We start from the raw sequence: 17977 nt of genomic DNA, 5'->3' as shown, positions 1-17977 counted from the left end.
ATGAGCCCTGCCCAGAGAGCAGCGCACCACCAGGCCTCGCAGCCGCCGAAACGCAACACCCGCGAGGTCCTCGACGCTTCCGACATTTCCCGGGCACTGACCCGGATCGCCCACGAGATCCTCGAGCGCAACCGCGGTGCCGACCCGGTCGTGCTGCTCGGCATCCCGCGCCGCGGCGTCCCGCTGGCACGCCGTATCTCGGCCCGCATCCAGGCCGTCGAGGGGCAGAGCGTGCCGACAGGGTCACTCGACGTGACCATGTACCGCGACGACATCGGCCTCAAACCGCCGCGCGGGCTCGAGCACACCGACATCCCGGCCGACGGTGTCGAGGGCAAGGTCGTCGTCCTCGTCGACGACGTGCTGTTCTCCGGGCGCACCATCCGCGCGGCCCTCGACGCACTCGGCGATCTCGGCCGGCCGCGGGCCGTCCAGCTCGCGGTGCTGGTCGACCGTGGCCACCGCGAGCTGCCGATCCGCGCCGACTACGTGGGGAAGAACCTGCCGACCTCGCTGGTTGAGCGGGTGACCGTCCATCTGGACGAGTTCGACGGCGAGGACGCCGTGCTGATCGCGGACGAGGGGGAGCGGGCATGAAGCACCTGCTGAGCGCGGGCGACCTGAGCCGGGACGAGGCACAGCTGATTCTCGACACCGCCGAAGAGATGCGGTCACTCGCCGACCGGCCGATCAAGAAGCTGCCGGCGCTGCGCGGACGGACCGTGGTGAACCTGTTCTTCGAGGACTCCACCCGGACGCGGATCTCGTTCGAGGCGGCGGCCAAGCGGCTGTCCGCGGACGTGATCAACTTCTCCGCCAAGGGATCGAGCCTGAGCAAGGGCGAGAGCCTGAAGGACACCGCGCTGACGCTTCAGGCGATGGGCGCGGACGGGGTTGTCTGCCGGCACGGCTCCTCGGGTGCGCCGCACCTGCTGGCGACCTCGGGCTGGATGACCGGCTCGGTGGTGAACGCCGGCGACGGCACCCACGAGCACCCGACCCAGGCGCTGCTGGACGCGTTCACGATGCGCCGCCACCTCGGGTCGCTGGACGGTCGCCGGATCACGATCGTCGGTGACGTCCTGCACTCGCGGGTCGCCCGGTCGAACGTGCTGCTGCTGTCGACCCTCGGCGCCGAGGTCACCGTGGTCGCCCCGCCGACCTTGCTCCCGGTCGACATGAGCACCTGGCCGTGCCTCACGTCGTACGACTTCGACGCGGTGCTGCCGAAGAGCGACGCCGTGATGATGCTGCGGGTGCAGCGCGAGCGGATGCACGACGCGTTCTTCCCGAGCGCCCGCGAGTACACCAGGCGCTACGGCCTGGACAAGAACCGGATGGCGCAGCTGCCCGACGAGGCGATCGTGCTGCACCCCGGACCGATGAACCGCGGGATGGAGATCAGCGCCGAGGTCGCCGACTCGACCCGCTCGGTGATCGTCGAACAGGTCACCAACGGCGTCGCGATCCGGATGGCCGTCCTGTACCTGCTGCTGTCCGGAACCAACGAGACCGAGGAGACTTCGGCATGACCGCTTACCTGATCACCGGCGCGCGCATTGTTGGCGGTGAGGTGGCGGACCTGCTGGTCGACAACGGCGAGATCGTTGCCGTCGGCACCGACCTGGAGGCGCCGGCCGGCGCCGTCACGATCGACGCCGCCGGTCTGGTCGCGCTGCCCGGCCTGGTCGACCTGCACACGCACCTGCGCGAGCCCGGCCGTGAGGACGCCGAGACCGTCTTCAGCGGCACCCGTGCGGCCGCCAAGGGCGGTTTCACCGCGGTGTTCGCGATGGCCAACACCGACCCGGTCGCCGACACCGCCGGTGTGGTCGAGCAGGTCTGGCGCCTCGGCCGCGACGCCGGGTACGCGGACGTCTATCCGATCGGCGCTGTCACCGTGGGCCGCAAGGGCACGCAGCTCGCGGAGCTCGGCGCGATGGCGGACTCCGCCGCCCGGGTCCGGGTCTTCTCCGACGACGGCGACTGTGTCTGGGACGCCGCGCTGATGCGCCGCGCGCTCGAGTACGTGAAGGCGTTCGACGGCGTGATCGCCCAGCACGCGCAGGAGCCGCGGCTCACGCAGGGCGCGCAGATGAACGAGGGCGCACTGTCCGGGGTCCTCGGGCTGACCGGCTGGCCGAGTGTCGCCGAGGAGGCGATCATCGCCCGCGACATCCTGCTGAACGCCCACGTCGGGTCGAAGCTGCACATCTGCCACCTGTCCACGAAGGGCTCGGTGGAGATCGTCCGCGCTGCCAAGCGCCGCGGGCTCGAGGTGACCGCCGAGGTCACCCCGCACCACCTGCTGCTGACCGAGGATCTGGCCGCCTCCTACAACCCGGTGTACAAGGTGAACCCGCCGCTGCGCACCAAGGAGGACGTCGAGGCGGTCCGGGAAGGGCTGGCCGACGGCACGATCGACATCGTCGCCACCGACCACGCGCCGCACCCGGTCGAGGACAAGGACTGCGAGTGGAGCGCGGCCGCGTTCGGCATGACCGGCCTGGAGACCGCGCTCAGCGTCGTCCAGCACGCGATGATCGACACCAAGCTGCTCACCTGGGCCGATGTCGCCGACCGGATGAGCTACCGGCCGGCCGCGATCGGTCAGGCCGCCGACCACGGACGTCCGCTCGAGGCGGGTGCGCCCGCGAACATCGTGCTGTACGACCCGCGCGTCGAGCGCACCGTCGTACCGGAGGAGTCGGTGTCGCTGTCGCGGAACACGCCGTTCGACGGGATGACGCTGCCCGGCAAGGTCGTCGCGACGTTCCTGCGCGGGAAGCCGACCGTCCTGGACGGTGAGTTGGCGACCGGGGCGGTGGGGCGGGGAAGGAATTCAACCCAGTGAAGGCTTTCTTGGGCATTGCCGGCACGCTGCTGGTGATTGCGGCGGGGTATTACGGCATGTACCGGGGCTGGCGGAACCGCCAGTCCCGGCAGGCCGAGCTGGCGCCGTTGCCGCCGGCTCCGGCCGAGGACACCACCACCCGCGGTGTGGAAGGCGTGTACGTCGCCACGACGAGCGCCGGCGACTGGATGGACCGGATCGCCGTGCACGAACTGGGCGTCCGCGCCGCCGCGGACCTGGCCGTCACCGACGCCGGCCTGATCTTCCACCGGCAGGGCGCGGCGGATGTGTTCATCCCCGCCGACCGGCTGACCGGAGTCCGGACCGACCGTGGCATCGCCGGCAAGGTGACCGCGGAGAAGTCCGGCCTGGTCGTGGTCACCTGGTCGCACGACGGCCGTGAGCTCGACACCGGGTTCCGGCCGCGGCGCAAGGCCGACACCGCCGCCCTGACCGCATCCATCTCGACCTTGATCGGAGCATCATGAGCCAGCCTGCCCAGCAGAAGGCGCTGCTGGTCCTCGAGGACGGCCGGTCGTTCGCCGGTACGTCCTACGGGGCGACCGGATCCACCTTCGGCGAGGCGGTCTTCACCACGGGGATGACCGGGTACCAGGAGACCTTGACCGACCCGTCGTACCACCGCCAGATCGTCACCCAGACGGCACCGCACATCGGCAACACCGGCGTCAACGACGAGGACGACGAGTCGCAGAAGATCTGGGTCGCCGGGTACGTCGTCCGCGACCCGGCCCGCGTCCCGTCGAACTGGCGCGCCAAGCGCTCGCTCGACGAGCAACTGAAGGGCCAGGGCATCGTCGGGATCTCCGGTATCGACACCCGCGCGCTGACCCGCCACCTGCGCGAGCGCGGCGCCATGCGGGCCGGCATCTCCACCGAGATCCTGGACCCGGACGAGCTGCTGGCGAAGGTGCTCGAGCAGCCGCCGATGGTCGGCGCGGACCTCGCCTCCGAGGTGACCACGTTCGAGCCGTACGTCGTACCGGCCGAGGGCGAGAAGCGGTTCACCGTGGTCGCGCTCGACCTCGGGATCAAGACGATGACGCCGAAGCGGATGGCCGAGCGCGGCATCGAGGTGCACGTGATGCCGGCCACCGCGACGCTCGAGCAGGTGCTCGCGGCGAACCCGGACGGCATCTTCATGAGCAACGGCCCGGGCGACCCGGAGACCACCGAGCACCCGACGACGCTGCTCAAGCAGCTGCTCGACCGGAACAAGCCGTACTTCGGGATCTGCTTCGGCAACCAGGTGTTCGGGCGCGCGCTCGGCCTCGGCACGTTCAAGCTCAAGTACGGGCACCGCGGCATCAACCAGCCGGTGCTCGACCGGGCCACCGGCAAGGTCGAGATCACCGCGCAGAACCACGGGTTCGCCGTGGACGCACCGATCGAGGAGACGGTCGAGACGCCGTACGGCACCGCCGAGGTGTCGCACGTCTCGCTGAACGACAACGTGGTCGAAGGGCTCCGGCTGACCGGCAAGGACGGCCGGGTGCTCGCGTTCTCCGTGCAGTACCACCCGGAGGCGGCGGCGGGTCCGCACGACTCGGCGTACCTGTTCGACCGCTTCGTAGAGCTGATGGAAGGGCGGAACTGATGCCGCGCAGGACAGACATCGACTCGGTCCTGGTGATCGGCTCCGGCCCGATCGTGATCGGCCAGGCCTGCGAGTTCGACTACTCCGGGACGCAGGCGTGCCGGGTGCTCAAGGAGGAGGGCTTCCGGGTCGTCCTGGTGAACTCCAACCCGGCGACGATCATGACCGACCCGGAGTTCGCCGACGCGACGTACGTCGAGCCAATCACCCCGGAGTACGTCGAGAAGGTGATCGAGAAGGAGCGCCCGAACGCGCTGCTCGCCACCCTCGGCGGCCAGACCGCGCTGAACGCGGCGATCGCCCTGCACGACAACGGCGTGCTGGACAAGTACGGCGTCGAGCTGATCGGCGCGTCGGTCGACGCGATCCAGCGCGGTGAGAACCGGGAGTCGTTCAAGCAGATCGTCGAGAAGCTCGGCGCCGAGGTGGCGCGGTCGCGGATCTGCCACTCGATCGACGACGTGCTCGGCGCGGCCGACGAACTCGGCTACCCGCTGGTGATCCGGCCCTCGTTCACGATGGGCGGCGTCGGGTCCGGAATGGCCTACGACGAGGCCGACCTGCGCCGGATCGCCGGTGCCGGCCTGCACGCCTCGCCGACCACCGAGGTCCTGATCGAGGAGTCGATCCTCGGCTGGAAGGAGTACGAGCTGGAGGTGATGCGCGACAAGGCCGACAACGTCGTGATCATCTGCTCGATCGAGAACGTCGACCCGATGGGCGTGCACACCGGCGACTCGGTGACGGTGGCACCGGCGATGACGCTGACCGACCGTGAGTACCAGGTGATGCGGGACCTGGCGATCGGCATCATCCGTGAGGTCGGCGTCGATACCGGCGGCTGCAACATCCAGTTCGCGGTGAACCCGGTGGACGGCCGGTTGATCGTGATCGAGATGAACCCGCGGGTGTCCCGCTCGTCGGCGCTGGCGTCGAAGGCGACCGGGTTCCCGATCGCGAAGATCGCCGCGAAGGTCGCGATCGGCTACACCCTGGACGAGATCCCGAACGACATCACCAAGCAGACCCCGGCGAGCTTCGAGCCGACGCTGGACTACGTGGTGGTGAAGGTGCCGCGGTTCGCGTTCGAGAAGTTCCCGGCGGCGGACGCCCGGCTGACCACGCACATGAAGAGCGTCGGTGAGGCGATGGCGATCGGCCGCAACTACACCGAGGCGCTGCAGAAGGCGCTGCGGTCGCTGGAGAAGCCGGAGGCGCGGTTCTCCTGGGCCGGTCAGCCCGCGACCGATCTGGAGCCGCTGCTCGAGGCGGTCCGGACGCCGCACGACGGCCGGCTGCGCACGGTCATGGACGCGATCCGCGCCGGTGCGACGCCGGAGCAGATCTTCGACGCGACCAAGATCGACCCGTGGTTCGTGGACCAGCTGTACTTGATCCACGAGACCGCGCTGCAGGTCGCGGCCGCGCCGCGGCTGACGCCCGAGGTGATCAAGCTGGCCAAGCGGCACGGGTTCTCGGACCTGCAGCTCGCCGAGATCCGCGGGCTCACCGAGGACGTCGTTCGCGGCGTCCGGCAGGCGCTCGGCATCCGGCCGGTGTTCAAGACCGTCGACACCTGCGCGGCCGAGTTCGCGGCGGAGACGCCGTACCACTACTCGTCGTACGACGAGGAGACCGAGGTCGCGCCGCGGACCGAGCCGGCCGTGCTGATCCTCGGCTCCGGGCCGAACCGGATCGGGCAGGGCATCGAGTTCGACTACTCCTGTGTGCACGCGTCGATGGCGCTGCGCGACGCCGGCTACTGCACCGTGATGGTGAACTGCAACCCGGAGACGGTCTCGACCGACTACGACACCTCCGACCGGCTGTACTTCGAGCCGCTCACCTGCGAGGACGTGCTCGAGATCGTGTACGCCGAGCTGCAGGCCGGACCGGTGGCGGGCGTGATCGTCCAGCTCGGCGGTCAGACGCCGCTCGGTCTGGCGCAGCGGCTCGCGGACGCCGGCGTACCGATCGTCGGGACCTCGCCCGAGGCGATCCACCTGGCCGAGGAGCGGGGTGCGTTCGGCAAGGTGCTCGCGGACGCGAAACTGCCGGCGCCGAAGCACGGTACGGCGCTGTCGGCCGCCGAGGCGCACCGCGTCGCGGAGGAGATCGGGTTCCCGGTCCTCGTCCGGCCGTCGTACGTGCTCGGCGGCCGCGGGATGGAGATCGTCTACAGCTCCGACGAACTGACCGCGGCACTGGATCGGCTGAGCGCCGGGACGACGTCGTGGGAGCACCCGGTGCTGATCGACCGCTTCCTGGACGACGCGGTCGAGATCGACGTCGACGGTCTGTTCGACGGCAACGAGCTGTTCCTCGGCGGCGTGATGGAGCACATCGAGGAGGCCGGTGTGCACTCGGGCGACTCGTCCTGCGCGCTGCCCCCGATCACGCTCGGGAACGCCGACATCGAGAACATCCGCCGATCGACCGAGGCGATCGCCCGCGGCGTCGGCGTCCGCGGCCTGCTGAACGTGCAGTACGCGCTGGCCGGTGACGTGCTGTACGTGCTTGAGGCCAACCCGCGCGCGTCCCGGACCGTGCCGTTCGTGTCGAAGGCGACCGCGACGCCGATGGCGAAGGCTGCGGCCCGAGTGATGCTCGGCGCGACGATCGCCGAACTGCGCGCCGAGGGCATGCTGCCGGCCGCCGGTGACGGCGGCACGCTGCCGCCGACGACGCCGATTGCGGTGAAGGAAGCCGTGATGCCGTTCAACCGGTTCCGGACCATCGACGGCGCCTCGGTCGACACCGTGCTCGGGCCGGAGATGAAGTCGACCGGCGAGGTGATGGGCATCGACGACACGTTCGGTACGGCGTTCGCGAAGTCGCAGGCGGGGGCGTCGCAGCCGCTGCCGGGTGCCGGCAAGGTGTTCGTGTCGGTGGCGAACCGGGACAAGCGGCACATGATCTTCCCGGTCAAGCGGCTGGCCGACCTGGGCTTCCAGGTCTACGCGACCGAAGGCACGGCCGACGTCCTGCGCCGCAACGGCGTCGAGGCGGTTACCGTCCGCAAGAGCAGCCAGGGTCCCGGCCCGAACGGTGAGCCGACGATCGTCCAGATGGTCCAGGACGGTGAGCTGAACCTGATCGTCAACACGCCGATCGGCATCACCCAGGGCGGCTCGCCGCGGATCGACGGGTACGAGATTCGCAGCGCGGCGGTGGCGCGGAACATCCCGTGCATCACCACCGTCCAGGGGCTCGCGGCCGCGGTCCAGGGCATCGAGGCGCAGCGAGCCGGCGACATCGGCGTACGGTCGCTGCAGGACTGGGTGTCAAGGATCCGCGGTGTCTGACCGCACGGGCTACGAGCGCTTCGTCCGGCCGGTGCTGTACCGGCTGGGCAAGGGGGACGCCGAGGTCGCCCACGAGCAGACGCTTGCGGCGCTCCGCCTGCTCGGCCGGGTGCCCGGCGCCGCGCGCGCCGGTGCCCGGCTGTCCGGCGCGGCGGCCGCGCCCCGGACGGTGTTCGGCGTCCGCTTCCCGTCGCCGGTCGGCCTGGCCGCCGGCATGGACAAGAACGGAATCGCCCTGCCTGCGTGGCGGGCACTCGGCTTCGGCTTCGTCGAGGTCGGCACGGTCACGGCGCATCCGCAGCCCGGCAACGAGAAGCCGCGCCTGTTCCGCCTCGTCGAGCACGAGGCCGTCATCAACCGGATGGGCTTCAACAACCTCGGCAGCGCGGCGCTGGCCGCACGACTCGCGGCGTACGGCGATCTCGGCTACCCGCTCGGCATCTCGATCGGAAAGTCGAAGATCACCCCGCTGGCGGAGGCGGTCGAGGACTACGTGACCTCGCTGCGCCGCCTCTACCGGTACGGCGACTACTTCGCGGTCAACGTGTCCTCGCCGAACACGCCGGGGCTGCGGTCGCTCCAGGATGCCGGGCAGCTGCGGGAACTGCTCACCGCGTTGCGCACCGAGGCGGCCGCGCTGACTGTCAGCGGACTCGATCCGAAGCCGATCCTGGTGAAGATCGCGCCGGACCTGACCACGTCGGCGATCGACGAACTGCTTCAGGTCTGCACGGACACGTCGGTCGCCGGGATCATCGCCACCAACACGACCATCGGCCGTCCCGGCCTCGCCGACCATCCGCTGGCGTCGCAGACCGGTGGGCTCTCCGGCCGGCCGCTGGGGGAGACCTCGGCCAAGGTCGTCGCTCACATCCACGCCGAGACACAGGGAGCGCTGCCGATCATCGGGGTCGGTGGCATCCTGGAAGCGTCCGACGCCACCCGCCTGTTCGACGCCGGCGCGAGCCTCGTCCAGGTCTACACAGGTTTGATTTACCGCGGCCCGGGGCTGGTCCGCCAGATCAACAGGAGCTTGCCATGAGCAACAAGCCGAAGCCTTTCGGCGCCCGGCTGCGGGCGGCGATGGACACCCGCGGTCCGCTGTGCGTCGGGATCGACCCGCACCAGCACCTTCTGGACGCCTGGGGGCTGCCCGACACCGCGGAAGGCCTGGCGTCGTTCACGTACGGCGTGGTCGACGCGCTCGCCGAGCAGGTCGCGGTGTTCAAGCCGCAGTCGGCGTTCTTCGAGCGGTTCGGGTCGGCGGGGATCGCGGTCCTGGAGCAGGCCACGATCCGGCTGCGGGAGGCCGGCGCGCTGGTGATCATCGACGCCAAGCGCGGTGACATCGGGACGACGATGGAGGGTTACGCGGCGGCGTACCTGGCCGAGAAGGGCCCGCTGGCGTGCGATGCGCTGACGGTCAGCCCGTACCTCGGGTTCGGCTCGCTGCAGCCGGCGATCGACGAGGCGCGAGCGGCGGGCGCCGGGCTGTTCGTGCTGGCGCTCACCTCGAACCCGGAGGGCCCGCAGTTCCAGTCCGCCCGCACCGCGGCCGGCTCGACCGTCGCCGGTGCCGTCCTCGACGGCCTGCGCGAGCTGAACGCCGACGCTGACGAGCTCGGCTCCTTCGGCGCGGTCGTGGGTGCGACCATCAAGCCGACCGACGAGAACCTCGACATCAACGGACCCCTCCTCGCCCCCGGTCTCGGCGCCCAGGGCGGCACCGCCGAGGGCCTGACCAAGGTCTTCGGCTCGGCGGTCCGCAACGTCGTCCCCTCCAGCTCCCGAGAGATCCTCGCCGCCGGCCCCGACCCCAAGGCCTTGCAGGACGCGGCAGCCGAAACCAATGAGGGCTATCGGACTGTTCTGGGGTACTGATCGTGGTTGGTGTGTCAGGTGGACAGGACGTGTCCAGTGACCGCCTGATCGTCCACGCTCAGCCCGACGGACGGCTGGGCGTGGACAGCCGACTCATCCTGTCGAGCTGACACACGCCCACCCTCAGCTCGGCCCGCGGTAGAGGGTGGTCAGCAGGTGGACGGCCGGTTGCACCGCGGGGTGCGGGTCGGCGCGGGGCCAGATGAGGTGGACGTCGACGGGCGGGGCGTCGCGGACGGGGCGGTAGGTGATGCCGTCGCGGCGGTATTGGGTGGTGGTCGCCTGGGGGGTGAGGCCGATGCAGCGGCCGGAGGAGATCGCGGCCAGCCAGTCGTCGACGTCGTGAGTGAGCTCGATCGCGGGCCGGGCGTCGGCCGGCCAGAGGTCGATCGTGGTGCTGCCGGTGCGGCGGTCGATGACGACGGTGCGGTCGCGGAGCTGGCTCAGCGTCAGGGAGCGTTTGCGAGCCAGCGGGTCGTCGGCGGGCAGTGCGCAGTAGCGGCGTTCCTGGGTGAGCAGGACGTGGGCGAACCGGCCGAGGTCGACATGGGAGCGCACGACCGCGAGGTCGCACATCCCCTCCGCGAGGCCGCCGGTCGCGGTGTTCGTGCGGATCAGTTGCAGTTCGACGTCCGGGTGCTCGGCGGCCCAGCGGCGCAGGAACTCGCGGGTGCGGCTGCCGAACGCGGACCACGCGTGACCGACCCGCAGCCGGGTGTGGCCGCTCCTGGCCTCGCTCACCAGTTCGTCGAGCTCGGCGAGGATGTGCCGCGCCCTGGCCAGCACGCGAACCCCGTCGGCGGTCGGGGTCACGGACCGGCTGGTGCGGTGCAGCAGCCGCACACCGAGCTCGCGTTCCAGCGCCAGCAGGTTGCGGGACACGGCCGCCTGGGAGATCCCCAGCTCGATCGCGGCATCGGTGAACGTCCCGGAGTCCACGATCTCCACCAGGCATCGCAGCTGCCGGATATCCATGACTCCAGCGTATAGATCCGCGCCCCGATGCATTTTGCCCGCGGCGGCCGACGGCGGACGCTCGTGAGCGTGCGGCGAGAACGAACGACCGGCGTGCTGATGATGCTCGGGAGCGGACTGTCGACGCAGATCGGTGCGTCGGTGGCGGCCCTCGCGTTCCCGGTGCTCGGTCCAGCGGGCGTGGTCGCGATCCGGCAGTGGGTCGCCGCGCTGGTGCTGCTCGCGGTCGGGCGCCCTCGGCTGCGGACCATCACGGCCCGCCAGTGGCGTCCGGTGATCGGGCTCGCCGTCGTGTTCGCGGTGATGAACCTGTCCCTGTACACGGCGATCGACCGCGTCGGCCTCGGCCTGGCCGTCACGCTCGAGTTCCTGGGGCCGCTCGCCGTCGCGCTGCTGGGCTCGCGCCGGGTCCTTGACCTGCTCTGCGCCGTCGCCGCCGCGCCGGCGGTCGTCCTGCTGGCCCGGCCGCAGCCGTCGACGGATTACGTGGGCATCGCATTGGGGTTGCTCGCGGCAACCTGTTGGGCGTGCTACATCCTGCTCAACCGCACGGTCGGCCGCGAGTTGCCGGGCGCAACCGGTTCGGCCGCGGCGGCCGCGCTGTCGGGGCTCGCGTACGTCCCGGTCGGTGTGGTGGTTCTGCTGCATCACCCGCCGACACTCGGCGCGGCGTCGTACGCGCTGGCGGCCGGCGTACTGTCGTCCGCCGTGCCGTTCCTCGTCGATCTGCTCACGCTGCGAAGGGTTCCGGCGCAGTTCTTCGGGGTGTTCATGAGCGTGAATCCGGTGCTCGCGGCCCTGGTCGGGCTCGTCGTCCTCGATCAGCGGCTCGGGATCCTCGACTGGGCGGCGATTCTGGTGATCGTGGCGGCGAACGCGGTCGCAGTGGCCTTCGGCGGTCCGCGCGCGGCCGGAGCGGCCGGAGCGGTTGAAGCGGTTGAAGCGGTCCGCGTGGCGGAACCGGGTGACGCGGTAGATCACAGCCCGGTTCCAGTCCGCCCGTGCGATGTTGTTCACGGCGCGCCGGACCGCACGGTGACCCCGGCGTTCGGAAAGGTTGCGGCGGACGGGGAGCCAGAGACTTCCCGCGCGACACAGTGAAGGAACACGATGCGGAAGCTGGCAGCCCTCGCGGCCGTTGTGACGATGAGCGTCGGTGCGCTGACGGCGTGCTCGGGTGGCGACTACTGCGCGGACCTCAAGGGGTACGTCGACTCGGCCAAGGACCTGGACATCAAGGACGCCGATGCGGTCGGCAAGATGCTGGACCAGGCGAAGAGCGTGTCGAAGTCGGCGCCGGACGACATCAAGGACGACTGGAAGGTCGTCATCGACTACGCCGAGAAGGCCAAGGACGCCAAGGGCGACACCAACAAGCTGATGGAGCTCGCGAAGTCCGACGGCGAGAAGATCCAGAAGTCGATGGACGCGATCAGCAAGCAGGCGAAGGACACCTGCAAGATCGACCTCGAGAACGGCTGACAGCCGGCTTCGAGGCGTCGAGGACGCCTCGGCGTGACCTCGCACCGGCCCGGTGGACGGCTCTGCCCGTACCGTCCCACCGGGCCGTCGCGCTGTTCGGAACCGGTGCGTTTTCGGATCGGCACGTCACTCCCGGTAGCGTGGGTGCCGTGAAGCGAACTCTCGCCGTCCTCGCGACCGTGGCCACCGGTGCCGGTCTGCTGACCGCCTGCACCGATGAGCAGGCGTACTGCGTCGATCTCGCCAAGTACGCCGCGAAGGCGGTCGACGTCGATCCGCAGAAGCCGGTCGACTACGTGAAGATCCTCGACGACGCCAAGAAGCTGCAGGAGTCCGCGCCGCAGGACGTGAAGGACGATTGGGGCGTCGTCGTGACGTTCGCCGAGAAGGCGCAGCAAGCCGGCAAGGACGCGGCCAAGCTGGCCGAGCTGAGCAAGCAGACGTCCGGCGTGCTGACGGCGTACAAGAACATCACCAGCCAGGCCAAGGATGCCTGCAAGGTCGATCTGCCGGCGCTCAACTGATCACTTGATCACCCGTCGCACCGGGCAGCTGATCGTTCGAATCCGCCGCCGGCCGGGCGACTCCGTTCCCCATGGCCTTACCTCGGGCTGATGCCGTGTTAGGTTCCCTTGCGAAGCCATACAACGGGACAGGTGAAACGGTGCCACTTCCTTCTTTGACCCCGGAGCAGCGTGCGGCGGCTCTGGACAAGGCCGCGGCGGCGCGGCGTGAACGAGCCGAGATCAAGAACCGGATCCGGCACTCGGGAGCGTCTCCGACGGAGGTGCTCCACGAGGGGCAGACGAACGACGTGATCGGCAAGATGCGGGTCAGCCAGCTGCTGCAGTGCATCCCCGGTGTCGGCAAGGTCCGCGCCCAGCAGATCATGCAGCGCGCGGGGATCTCGGAGACGCGGCGGGTGCGCGGCCTCGGCTCGAACCAGATCGCCGCGCTCGAGCGCGAATTCGCCGAGTGAACAAAACCTCGGCCGGCTCGTTGGACACTGGTGTGACGATGACCACGCACCCAGGCGACACAGCAAACACTGCGAACGAGCCGGCAGGCGCTCCCGGGCCGGCCCGGCTGACCGTGCTGGCCGGCCCGACCGCGGTCGGGAAGGGGACCGTCGCGGCCGACATCCGCGAGCGCTACCCGGACATCTGGATCTCGGTCTCCGCGACCACCCGCAAGCCCCGGCCGGGCGAGGTGCACGGCGTGCACTACCTGTTCGTGTCGGACGCCGAGTTCGACCGGATGATCGCCGACGACGAGCTGCTCGAGTGGGCGGTCGTGCACAAGGCCGCCCGGTACGGGACGCCGAAGCAGCCGGTGCTCGACAAGCTCGCCGAAGGCCGCCCGGCCCTGCTGGAGATCGACCTGCAGGGCGCCCGGCAGGTCCGCGAGCGGATGCCGGAGGCGCAGTTCGTGTTCCTGGCCCCGCCGAGCTGGGACGAGCTGGTCCGCCGGCTGCTGTACCGCGGCACCGAGACGGCCGAGGAGCGGGAACGCCGGCTCGAAACCGCGACCGTCGAGCTCGCGGCCGAGAAGGAGTTCGACGTGACGATCGTGAACGCCTCGGTTCGGGAGGCCGCCGATCAGTTGGTAAAGTTGATTCGATCACCCTCCATCTCTGGAAAGAGCTGAACTTGTCTGGCAACCAGCCCGTCGCCATCGGCATCACCTCCCCGCCGATCGACGACCTGCTCACCCACACCGACTCCAAGTACAAGCTGGTGCTGTACTCGGCCAAGCGGGCGCGGCAGATCAACGCCTACTACTCGCAGCTCGGCGAGGGCCTGCTGGAGTACGTCGGGCCGCTGGTCGAGACGCATGTCCAGGAGAAGCCGCTGTCGATCGCAATGCGCGAGATCAACGAGGGCGTGCTGACCTGCACCGACATCGACCCGGAGGCCGAGGCGGAAGCCGCCGCGGCGGAGAAGTCCGAGTAAGCACCTGACGACGACCGGGAACGGAGTCCGTTTCGATGTCCGCAACCGGTGACCAGACCCCCGAGACCGTCCAGGTCCCGGGGGCCGCTGTCGTGCCCGAGCCGCCGAAGCACAAGCCGAATGTCGTCCTCGGCGTCGGCGGCGGCATCGCGGCGTACAAGGTCTGCGACCTGCTCCGGCGGCTGACCGAGTCCGGTCACTCGGTGCGGGTGGTGCCGACGGCGGCCGCGCTCGAGTTCGTCGGCGAGGCGACCTGGGCGGCGCTGTCCGGGCAGCCGGTGACCGCGGATCCGTTCGACGACGTGCACGAGGTGCCGCATGTGCGGATCGGCAAGGCGGCCGAGCTCGTCGTCGTGGCGCCCGCGACCGCGAACCTGATCGCCAAGGCCGCGCACGGACTGGCCGATGACCTGCTCACGAACACGCTGCTGACAGCGCGCTGCCCGATCCTGTTCGCGGCGGCGATGCACACCGAGATGTGGGAGCATCCGGCCACCCAAGCGAATGTCGCGACCCTGCGTGCCCGCGGCATCACGGTCCTCGACCCGGCGGTCGGCCGGCTGACCGGCGCCGACACCGGCCGCGGCCGGTTGCCGGAGCCGTCGGAGATCTTCGCGATCAGTCAGCTGATGCTCGCCGACCAGGCGGCTCGCGCGGCCGGTCAGTCGGTCGCCGACCTCACCGGCAAACAGGTGCTGATCAGCGCCGGCGGCACCCGCGAACACCTCGACCCGGTGCGGTACCTCGGGAACTCCTCGTCCGGCAAGCAGGGGTACGCGCTGGCCCGGATCGCCGCCGCCCGCGGCGCCAAGGTGACCCTGGTCGCCGCCAACTCCGAGCTGCCCGACCCGGCCGGTGTCCAGGTCGTCCCGGTGACGAGCACCCGGGACCTGTACGACGAGATCACCGGGCGCGCCGGTGACGCCGACGCAATCGTGATGGCGGCCGCCCCGGCCGACTTCCGGCCCGCGGACGTGGCCGAGCACAAGATCAAGAAGACCGCCGACGGCTCGGTGCCCGCGGTCAACCTCGTGCAGAACCCGGACATCCTGCAGACGATCTCGCACGATCGCGCCCGGGCCGGTCAGGTGATCGTCGGGTTCGCGGCCGAGACCGGCGACGCCGAGCACACCGTGCTGGAGCTCGGTCGCGCCAAGCTCGAGCGCAAGGGCTGCGACCTGCTGGTCGTGAACGATGTCTCCGGCGGCAAGGTGTTCGGCAGCGACGTCAACGAGGCGGTCATCCTCGACCGCGCCGGTCACGCCGTCCCCGTGCCCTCCGGCAGCAAGGACGCCCTGGCCGGCGTCATCTGGAACCTCGTCGCCACCCAGTGGGCATGACCTCGGAGAAAGGGACAGGACCTGTCCGCTTCTCCGGCTAGCGTCGAAGTGTGAAGCTCACCTGGCAGGCGGTTGTGGCGCGTCGGATGCACCGGCACGGATTGCTCGATCCCTTCGAGGCGGTGGTCGATGCAGTGCGTGCGATGTGTGGGGCGCACGCGCAGATCGCGTCGGCGGGGGAGACGTCCGTCGCACTTCGCGTCGATGGCGCCACCCGCGCCACGGTCCAGCAGGACGGCGAGCTGGTGAAGACGTTCGGGCCGCGAGGGACCGTGCACCTGCTGCCGGTCGACGACCTGGCGATGTGGACCGGGGCGTTGTCGGCGCTTCCGTCAGGCGGCGGCCAACCGGAGCCGATCCGGATGACCCCGGATCAGCTCGCCCAGGTCGTCGACGCGATCGGTGACGCGCTCGCGGACGCCGTACTCACCGTCGACGAACTCACCGAGGAAGTCGTCCGCCGCACCGGCGAATGGGCCCGCACACCGACGATTCCCGCGTTCCAGGGCGCCTGGGCGCGCTGGCGGCAGGCGGTTCATGTCGCCGCCCACGCCGGTGTCCTCTGTCACGGGCCGCTGCGCGGCCGGCTCACGACGTACACGAATCCGCACCGCCTCCGCCCGTTCGAACCGATGCCCGCCGACAAGGCCCTCAGCGAACTCCTGCACCGCTACCTCTCCGCGTACGGCCCCGCCACTCCGCAGCAGTTCGCCCGCTGGCTCAGCGTTCCTCCGACCACGGTCAAGCGGTACTTCGCCGATCTTCCGCAGGTCGAGCTCGGCGGCAGCCCCGCCTGGCTCGCTCCGGGTGACGAGGAGTTCCCCGATCACAGCGCGGAGGACGTCCGGCTGCTGCCGTACTTCGACGCGTACGGCGTCGGCAGCTTTCCGCGCGAATTACTCTTTCCGGGCGGGGCCTTCGAGCGCGCGACCGCTCGCGGCCAGGCCGGCAACTACCCGTTGCTGCTCGTCGACGGCGTCGTCGCCGGGGTCTGGCACCAGAAGAAGTCGGGCCGGACCCTGAACGTGACCGTCGAAGCCCTCCGCCCCCTGAATCGCCGCCGACGACGCCTCCTGGACACCGAGGTGGACCGCTTGGGTGCGATCCTCGGGGGCACGCCGTCGCTCATCCTCGGCCCGGTCACGGTCGGCCCGCACGCCTGAAACTCGACCCTGTGTCCAGAATATGATCAGCAATCTCGCAATTCGGATGAAATCGGAGCGTCGCCGGGACGCGGGCGGAAACTGCTGGCATACTTCCCAAGATGCATCGCCAACCGCCGGTGCATGGGGGGATCGCGCGGTTGTGCCAACGCGCAACCGGGCGGCACAAGAGGAATCCGAGGGAGAACTGTGGCGAGGCGCCTTTTCACGTCCGAGTCGGTGACCGAGGGTCACCCGGACAAGATCGCTGACCAGATCAGCGATTCCATTCTCGACGCGTTGCTGGCCGAGGACCCGAAGAGCCGGGTTGCGGTGGAGACTCTGATCACCACGGGTCTCGTCGTCGTCGCGGGCGAGGTCACCACGACGGCGTACGTCGACATTCCCGGGATCGTGCGCTCGCGCATCCTGGAGATCGGCTACGACTCGTCCCTGAAGGGCTTCGACGGTGCGTCCTGTGGGGTGCAGGTCGCCATCGGCAGCCAGTCCGCGGACATCGCGCAGGGGGTCGACACGGCGTACGAGACGCGCTCGGACGCGTCGAAGGACGAACTGGACCTGCAGGGGGCGGGGGACCAGGGGCTGATGTTCGGCTACGCGTCGAACGAGACGCCGGAGCTGATGCCGCTGCCGATCACGATCGCGCACCGGCTGTCCGAGCGACTGGCCGAGGTCCGCAAGAACGGCACGCTCGCGTACCTGCGGCCGGACGGCAAGACCCAGGTCACGGTCGAGTACGACGGGGACCGCGCGGTCCGGATCGACACCGTGGTGGTGTCCAGCCAGCACGCGGCCGACATCAACCTGGACTCGATGCTGACGCCGGACATCAAGAAGCACGTGGTCGACCCGGTGCTCGAGCAGTTCGACATCGACGGAGGAGACTACAAGCTGCTGGTGAACCCGACCGGGCGGTTCGAGATCGGCGGCCCGATGGGTGACGCCGGGCTGACCGGGCGGAAGATCATCATCGACACCTACGGCGGGATGGCGCGGCACGGCGGTGGCGCCTTCTCCGGCAAGGACCCGTCCAAGGTGGACCGGTCCGCGGCGTACGCGATGCGCTGGGTGGCGAAGAACATCGTCGCGGCCGGGCTGGCCGACCGGGTCGAGTGCCAGGTCGCGTACGCGATCGGCAAGGCCGCGCCGGTCGGTTTCTACGTCGACACGTTCGGCACCGAGAAGGTCGACGTGGACAAGATCACCTCGGCGGTCCGGGAGGTCTTCGACCTGCGGCCGGCGGCGATCATCCGCGACCTCGAGCTGCTCCGGCCGATCTACGCGCAGACCGCGAAGAACGGTCACTTCGGCCGCACCGGCGAGTCGTTCACCTGGGAGCGCACCGACCGGGTCGAGGCGTTGAAGGCTGCTGTCGGGATCTGACGAGTTGTCCACAGCGGGTCGGCA

18 protein-coding genes are annotated in these 17977 nt (G+C 70.0%); 17 read left to right on the top strand and 1 reads right to left on the bottom strand.

Annotated features, from left to right (window positions below; genetic code table 11):
- Genes pyrR through pyrF form a run of 8 tightly spaced genes read left to right on the top strand, consistent with a single transcriptional unit; the run spans window position 1 to window position 9658 of the window.
- On the top strand, window positions 1-597 hold the full coding sequence (gene pyrR, locus AB0B82_RS15080) for a bifunctional pyr operon transcriptional regulator/uracil phosphoribosyltransferase PyrR (protein ID WP_360167351.1): 597 nt from the start codon (window positions 1-3) through the stop codon (window positions 595-597).
- A complete protein-coding gene (locus tag AB0B82_RS15075; RefSeq protein WP_360167348.1) occupies window positions 594-1532 on the top strand; it encodes an aspartate carbamoyltransferase catalytic subunit in 939 nt (312 codons plus the stop codon). The genes pyrR and AB0B82_RS15075 overlap by 4 nt, the downstream gene beginning before the upstream one ends.
- Window positions 1529-2854 carry a dihydroorotase gene (locus AB0B82_RS15070; protein ID WP_360167345.1) on the top strand — a complete coding sequence of 442 codons (1326 nt, stop codon included), beginning with the start codon at window positions 1529-1531 and terminating at the stop codon, window positions 2852-2854. Before AB0B82_RS15075 ends, AB0B82_RS15070 begins: the two co-directional genes overlap by 4 nt.
- A complete protein-coding gene (locus tag AB0B82_RS15065; RefSeq protein ID WP_360167342.1) occupies window positions 2851-3342 on the top strand; it encodes a hypothetical protein in 492 nt (163 codons plus the stop codon). The genes AB0B82_RS15070 and AB0B82_RS15065 overlap by 4 nt, the downstream gene beginning before the upstream one ends.
- A complete protein-coding gene (gene carA / locus AB0B82_RS15060) occupies window positions 3339-4472 on the top strand; it encodes a glutamine-hydrolyzing carbamoyl-phosphate synthase small subunit (protein WP_360167339.1) in 1134 nt (377 codons plus the stop codon). The genes AB0B82_RS15065 and carA overlap by 4 nt, the downstream gene beginning before the upstream one ends.
- On the top strand, window positions 4472-7777 hold the full coding sequence (gene carB, locus AB0B82_RS15055) for a carbamoyl-phosphate synthase large subunit (RefSeq protein ID WP_360167336.1): 3306 nt from the start codon (window positions 4472-4474) through the stop codon (window positions 7775-7777). Before carA ends, carB begins: the two co-directional genes overlap by 1 nt.
- Window positions 7770-8819, top strand: coding sequence for a quinone-dependent dihydroorotate dehydrogenase (locus tag AB0B82_RS15050; protein WP_360167333.1), 1050 nt, complete (start codon window positions 7770-7772; stop codon window positions 8817-8819). The genes carB and AB0B82_RS15050 overlap by 8 nt, the downstream gene beginning before the upstream one ends.
- Window positions 8816-9658: an orotidine-5'-phosphate decarboxylase gene (gene pyrF, locus AB0B82_RS15045; protein ID WP_360167330.1), complete on the top strand. Its 843-nt coding sequence runs from the start codon at window positions 8816-8818 to the stop codon at window positions 9656-9658. Before AB0B82_RS15050 ends, pyrF begins: the two co-directional genes overlap by 4 nt.
- Before the next feature lie 123 nt (window positions 9659-9781).
- Here the strand turns inward: pyrF and AB0B82_RS15040 are convergent, their stop codons facing one another.
- Window positions 9782-10633: a LysR family transcriptional regulator gene (locus tag AB0B82_RS15040; RefSeq protein WP_360167327.1), complete on the bottom strand. Its 852-nt coding sequence runs from the start codon at window positions 10631-10633 to the stop codon at window positions 9782-9784.
- Between the two features lie 69 nt (window positions 10634-10702).
- Between AB0B82_RS15040 and AB0B82_RS15035 the strand changes: the two genes are divergently transcribed.
- The 9 genes from AB0B82_RS15035 to metK all read left to right on the top strand — a co-directional run bounded on the left by AB0B82_RS15035 (window position 10703) and on the right by metK (window position 17953).
- Window positions 10703-11734, top strand: coding sequence for an EamA family transporter (locus AB0B82_RS15035; protein WP_360167324.1), 1032 nt, complete (start codon window positions 10703-10705; stop codon window positions 11732-11734).
- Between the two features lie 9 nt (window positions 11735-11743).
- Window positions 11744-12115, top strand: a complete 372-nt coding sequence (locus AB0B82_RS15030; protein WP_360167321.1) for a hypothetical protein — start codon at window positions 11744-11746, stop codon at window positions 12113-12115.
- A gap of 149 nt (window positions 12116-12264) precedes the next feature.
- Window positions 12265-12639: a hypothetical protein gene (locus tag AB0B82_RS15025; RefSeq protein WP_360167318.1), complete on the top strand. Its 375-nt coding sequence runs from the start codon at window positions 12265-12267 to the stop codon at window positions 12637-12639.
- A 140-nt stretch (window positions 12640-12779) separates the two neighbouring features.
- Window positions 12780-13094 (top strand): integration host factor, actinobacterial type, encoded by a 315-nt coding sequence (mihF, locus tag AB0B82_RS15020; RefSeq protein WP_360167315.1) that lies wholly within the window; start codon window positions 12780-12782, stop codon window positions 13092-13094.
- Window positions 13095-13132: 38 nt separating this feature from the next.
- The gene (gene gmk, locus AB0B82_RS15015) at window positions 13133-13762 is read left to right on the top strand and encodes a guanylate kinase (RefSeq protein WP_360167312.1); all 630 of its coding nucleotides are present in this window, start codon (window positions 13133-13135) and stop codon (window positions 13760-13762) included.
- Window positions 13763-13764: 2 nt separating this feature from the next.
- Window positions 13765-14067: a DNA-directed RNA polymerase subunit omega gene (gene rpoZ, locus AB0B82_RS15010; protein ID WP_325039561.1), complete on the top strand. Its 303-nt coding sequence runs from the start codon at window positions 13765-13767 to the stop codon at window positions 14065-14067.
- 35 nt (window positions 14068-14102) lie between these two features.
- Entirely contained in the window at window positions 14103-15407 is a 1305-nt protein-coding gene (coaBC, locus tag AB0B82_RS15005; RefSeq protein WP_360167309.1) for a bifunctional phosphopantothenoylcysteine decarboxylase/phosphopantothenate--cysteine ligase CoaBC, read from the top strand.
- A gap of 50 nt (window positions 15408-15457) precedes the next feature.
- Window positions 15458-16570, top strand: a complete 1113-nt coding sequence (locus AB0B82_RS15000) for a winged helix DNA-binding domain-containing protein (protein ID WP_360167306.1) — start codon at window positions 15458-15460, stop codon at window positions 16568-16570.
- A gap of 189 nt (window positions 16571-16759) precedes the next feature.
- Window positions 16760-17953: a methionine adenosyltransferase gene (gene metK / locus AB0B82_RS14995; protein ID WP_360167303.1), complete on the top strand. Its 1194-nt coding sequence runs from the start codon at window positions 16760-16762 to the stop codon at window positions 17951-17953.
- The last annotated feature ends 24 nt before the right edge of the window (window positions 17954-17977 follow it).

It is taken from the genome of Kribbella sp. NPDC048915 (assembly GCF_040649595.1).
Classification (GTDB): domain Bacteria; phylum Actinomycetota; class Actinomycetes; order Propionibacteriales; family Kribbellaceae; genus Kribbella.
Note: the sequence above shows the minus strand (reverse complement) of the source record. Positions and strands in the feature narration are given on the sequence as shown.

Bases quoted from the DNA above. Each gene is read 5' to 3' on its own strand.
- carB (WP_360167336.1), top strand. From the start codon at position 4,472: ATGCCGCGCAGGACAGACATCGACTCGGTCCTGGTGATCGGCTCCGGC.
- pyrR (WP_360167351.1), top strand. From the start codon at position 1: ATGAGCCCTGCCCAGAGAGCAGCGCACCACCAGGCCTCGCAGCCGCCG.
- carA (WP_360167339.1), top strand. From the start codon at position 3,339: ATGAGCCAGCCTGCCCAGCAGAAGGCGCTGCTGGTCCTCGAGGACGGC.
- AB0B82_RS15040 (WP_360167327.1), bottom strand. From the start codon at position 10,633: ATGGATATCCGGCAGCTGCGATGCCTGGTGGAGATCGTGGACTCCGGG.
- gmk (WP_360167312.1), top strand. From the start codon at position 13,133: ATGACCACGCACCCAGGCGACACAGCAAACACTGCGAACGAGCCGGCA.
- AB0B82_RS15030 (WP_360167321.1), top strand. From the start codon at position 11,744: ATGCGGAAGCTGGCAGCCCTCGCGGCCGTTGTGACGATGAGCGTCGGT.
- coaBC (WP_360167309.1), top strand. From the start codon at position 14,103: ATGTCCGCAACCGGTGACCAGACCCCCGAGACCGTCCAGGTCCCGGGG.
- pyrF (WP_360167330.1), top strand. From the start codon at position 8,816: ATGAGCAACAAGCCGAAGCCTTTCGGCGCCCGGCTGCGGGCGGCGATG.
- AB0B82_RS15070 (WP_360167345.1), top strand. From the start codon at position 1,529: ATGACCGCTTACCTGATCACCGGCGCGCGCATTGTTGGCGGTGAGGTG.
- AB0B82_RS15075 (WP_360167348.1), top strand. From the start codon at position 594: ATGAAGCACCTGCTGAGCGCGGGCGACCTGAGCCGGGACGAGGCACAG.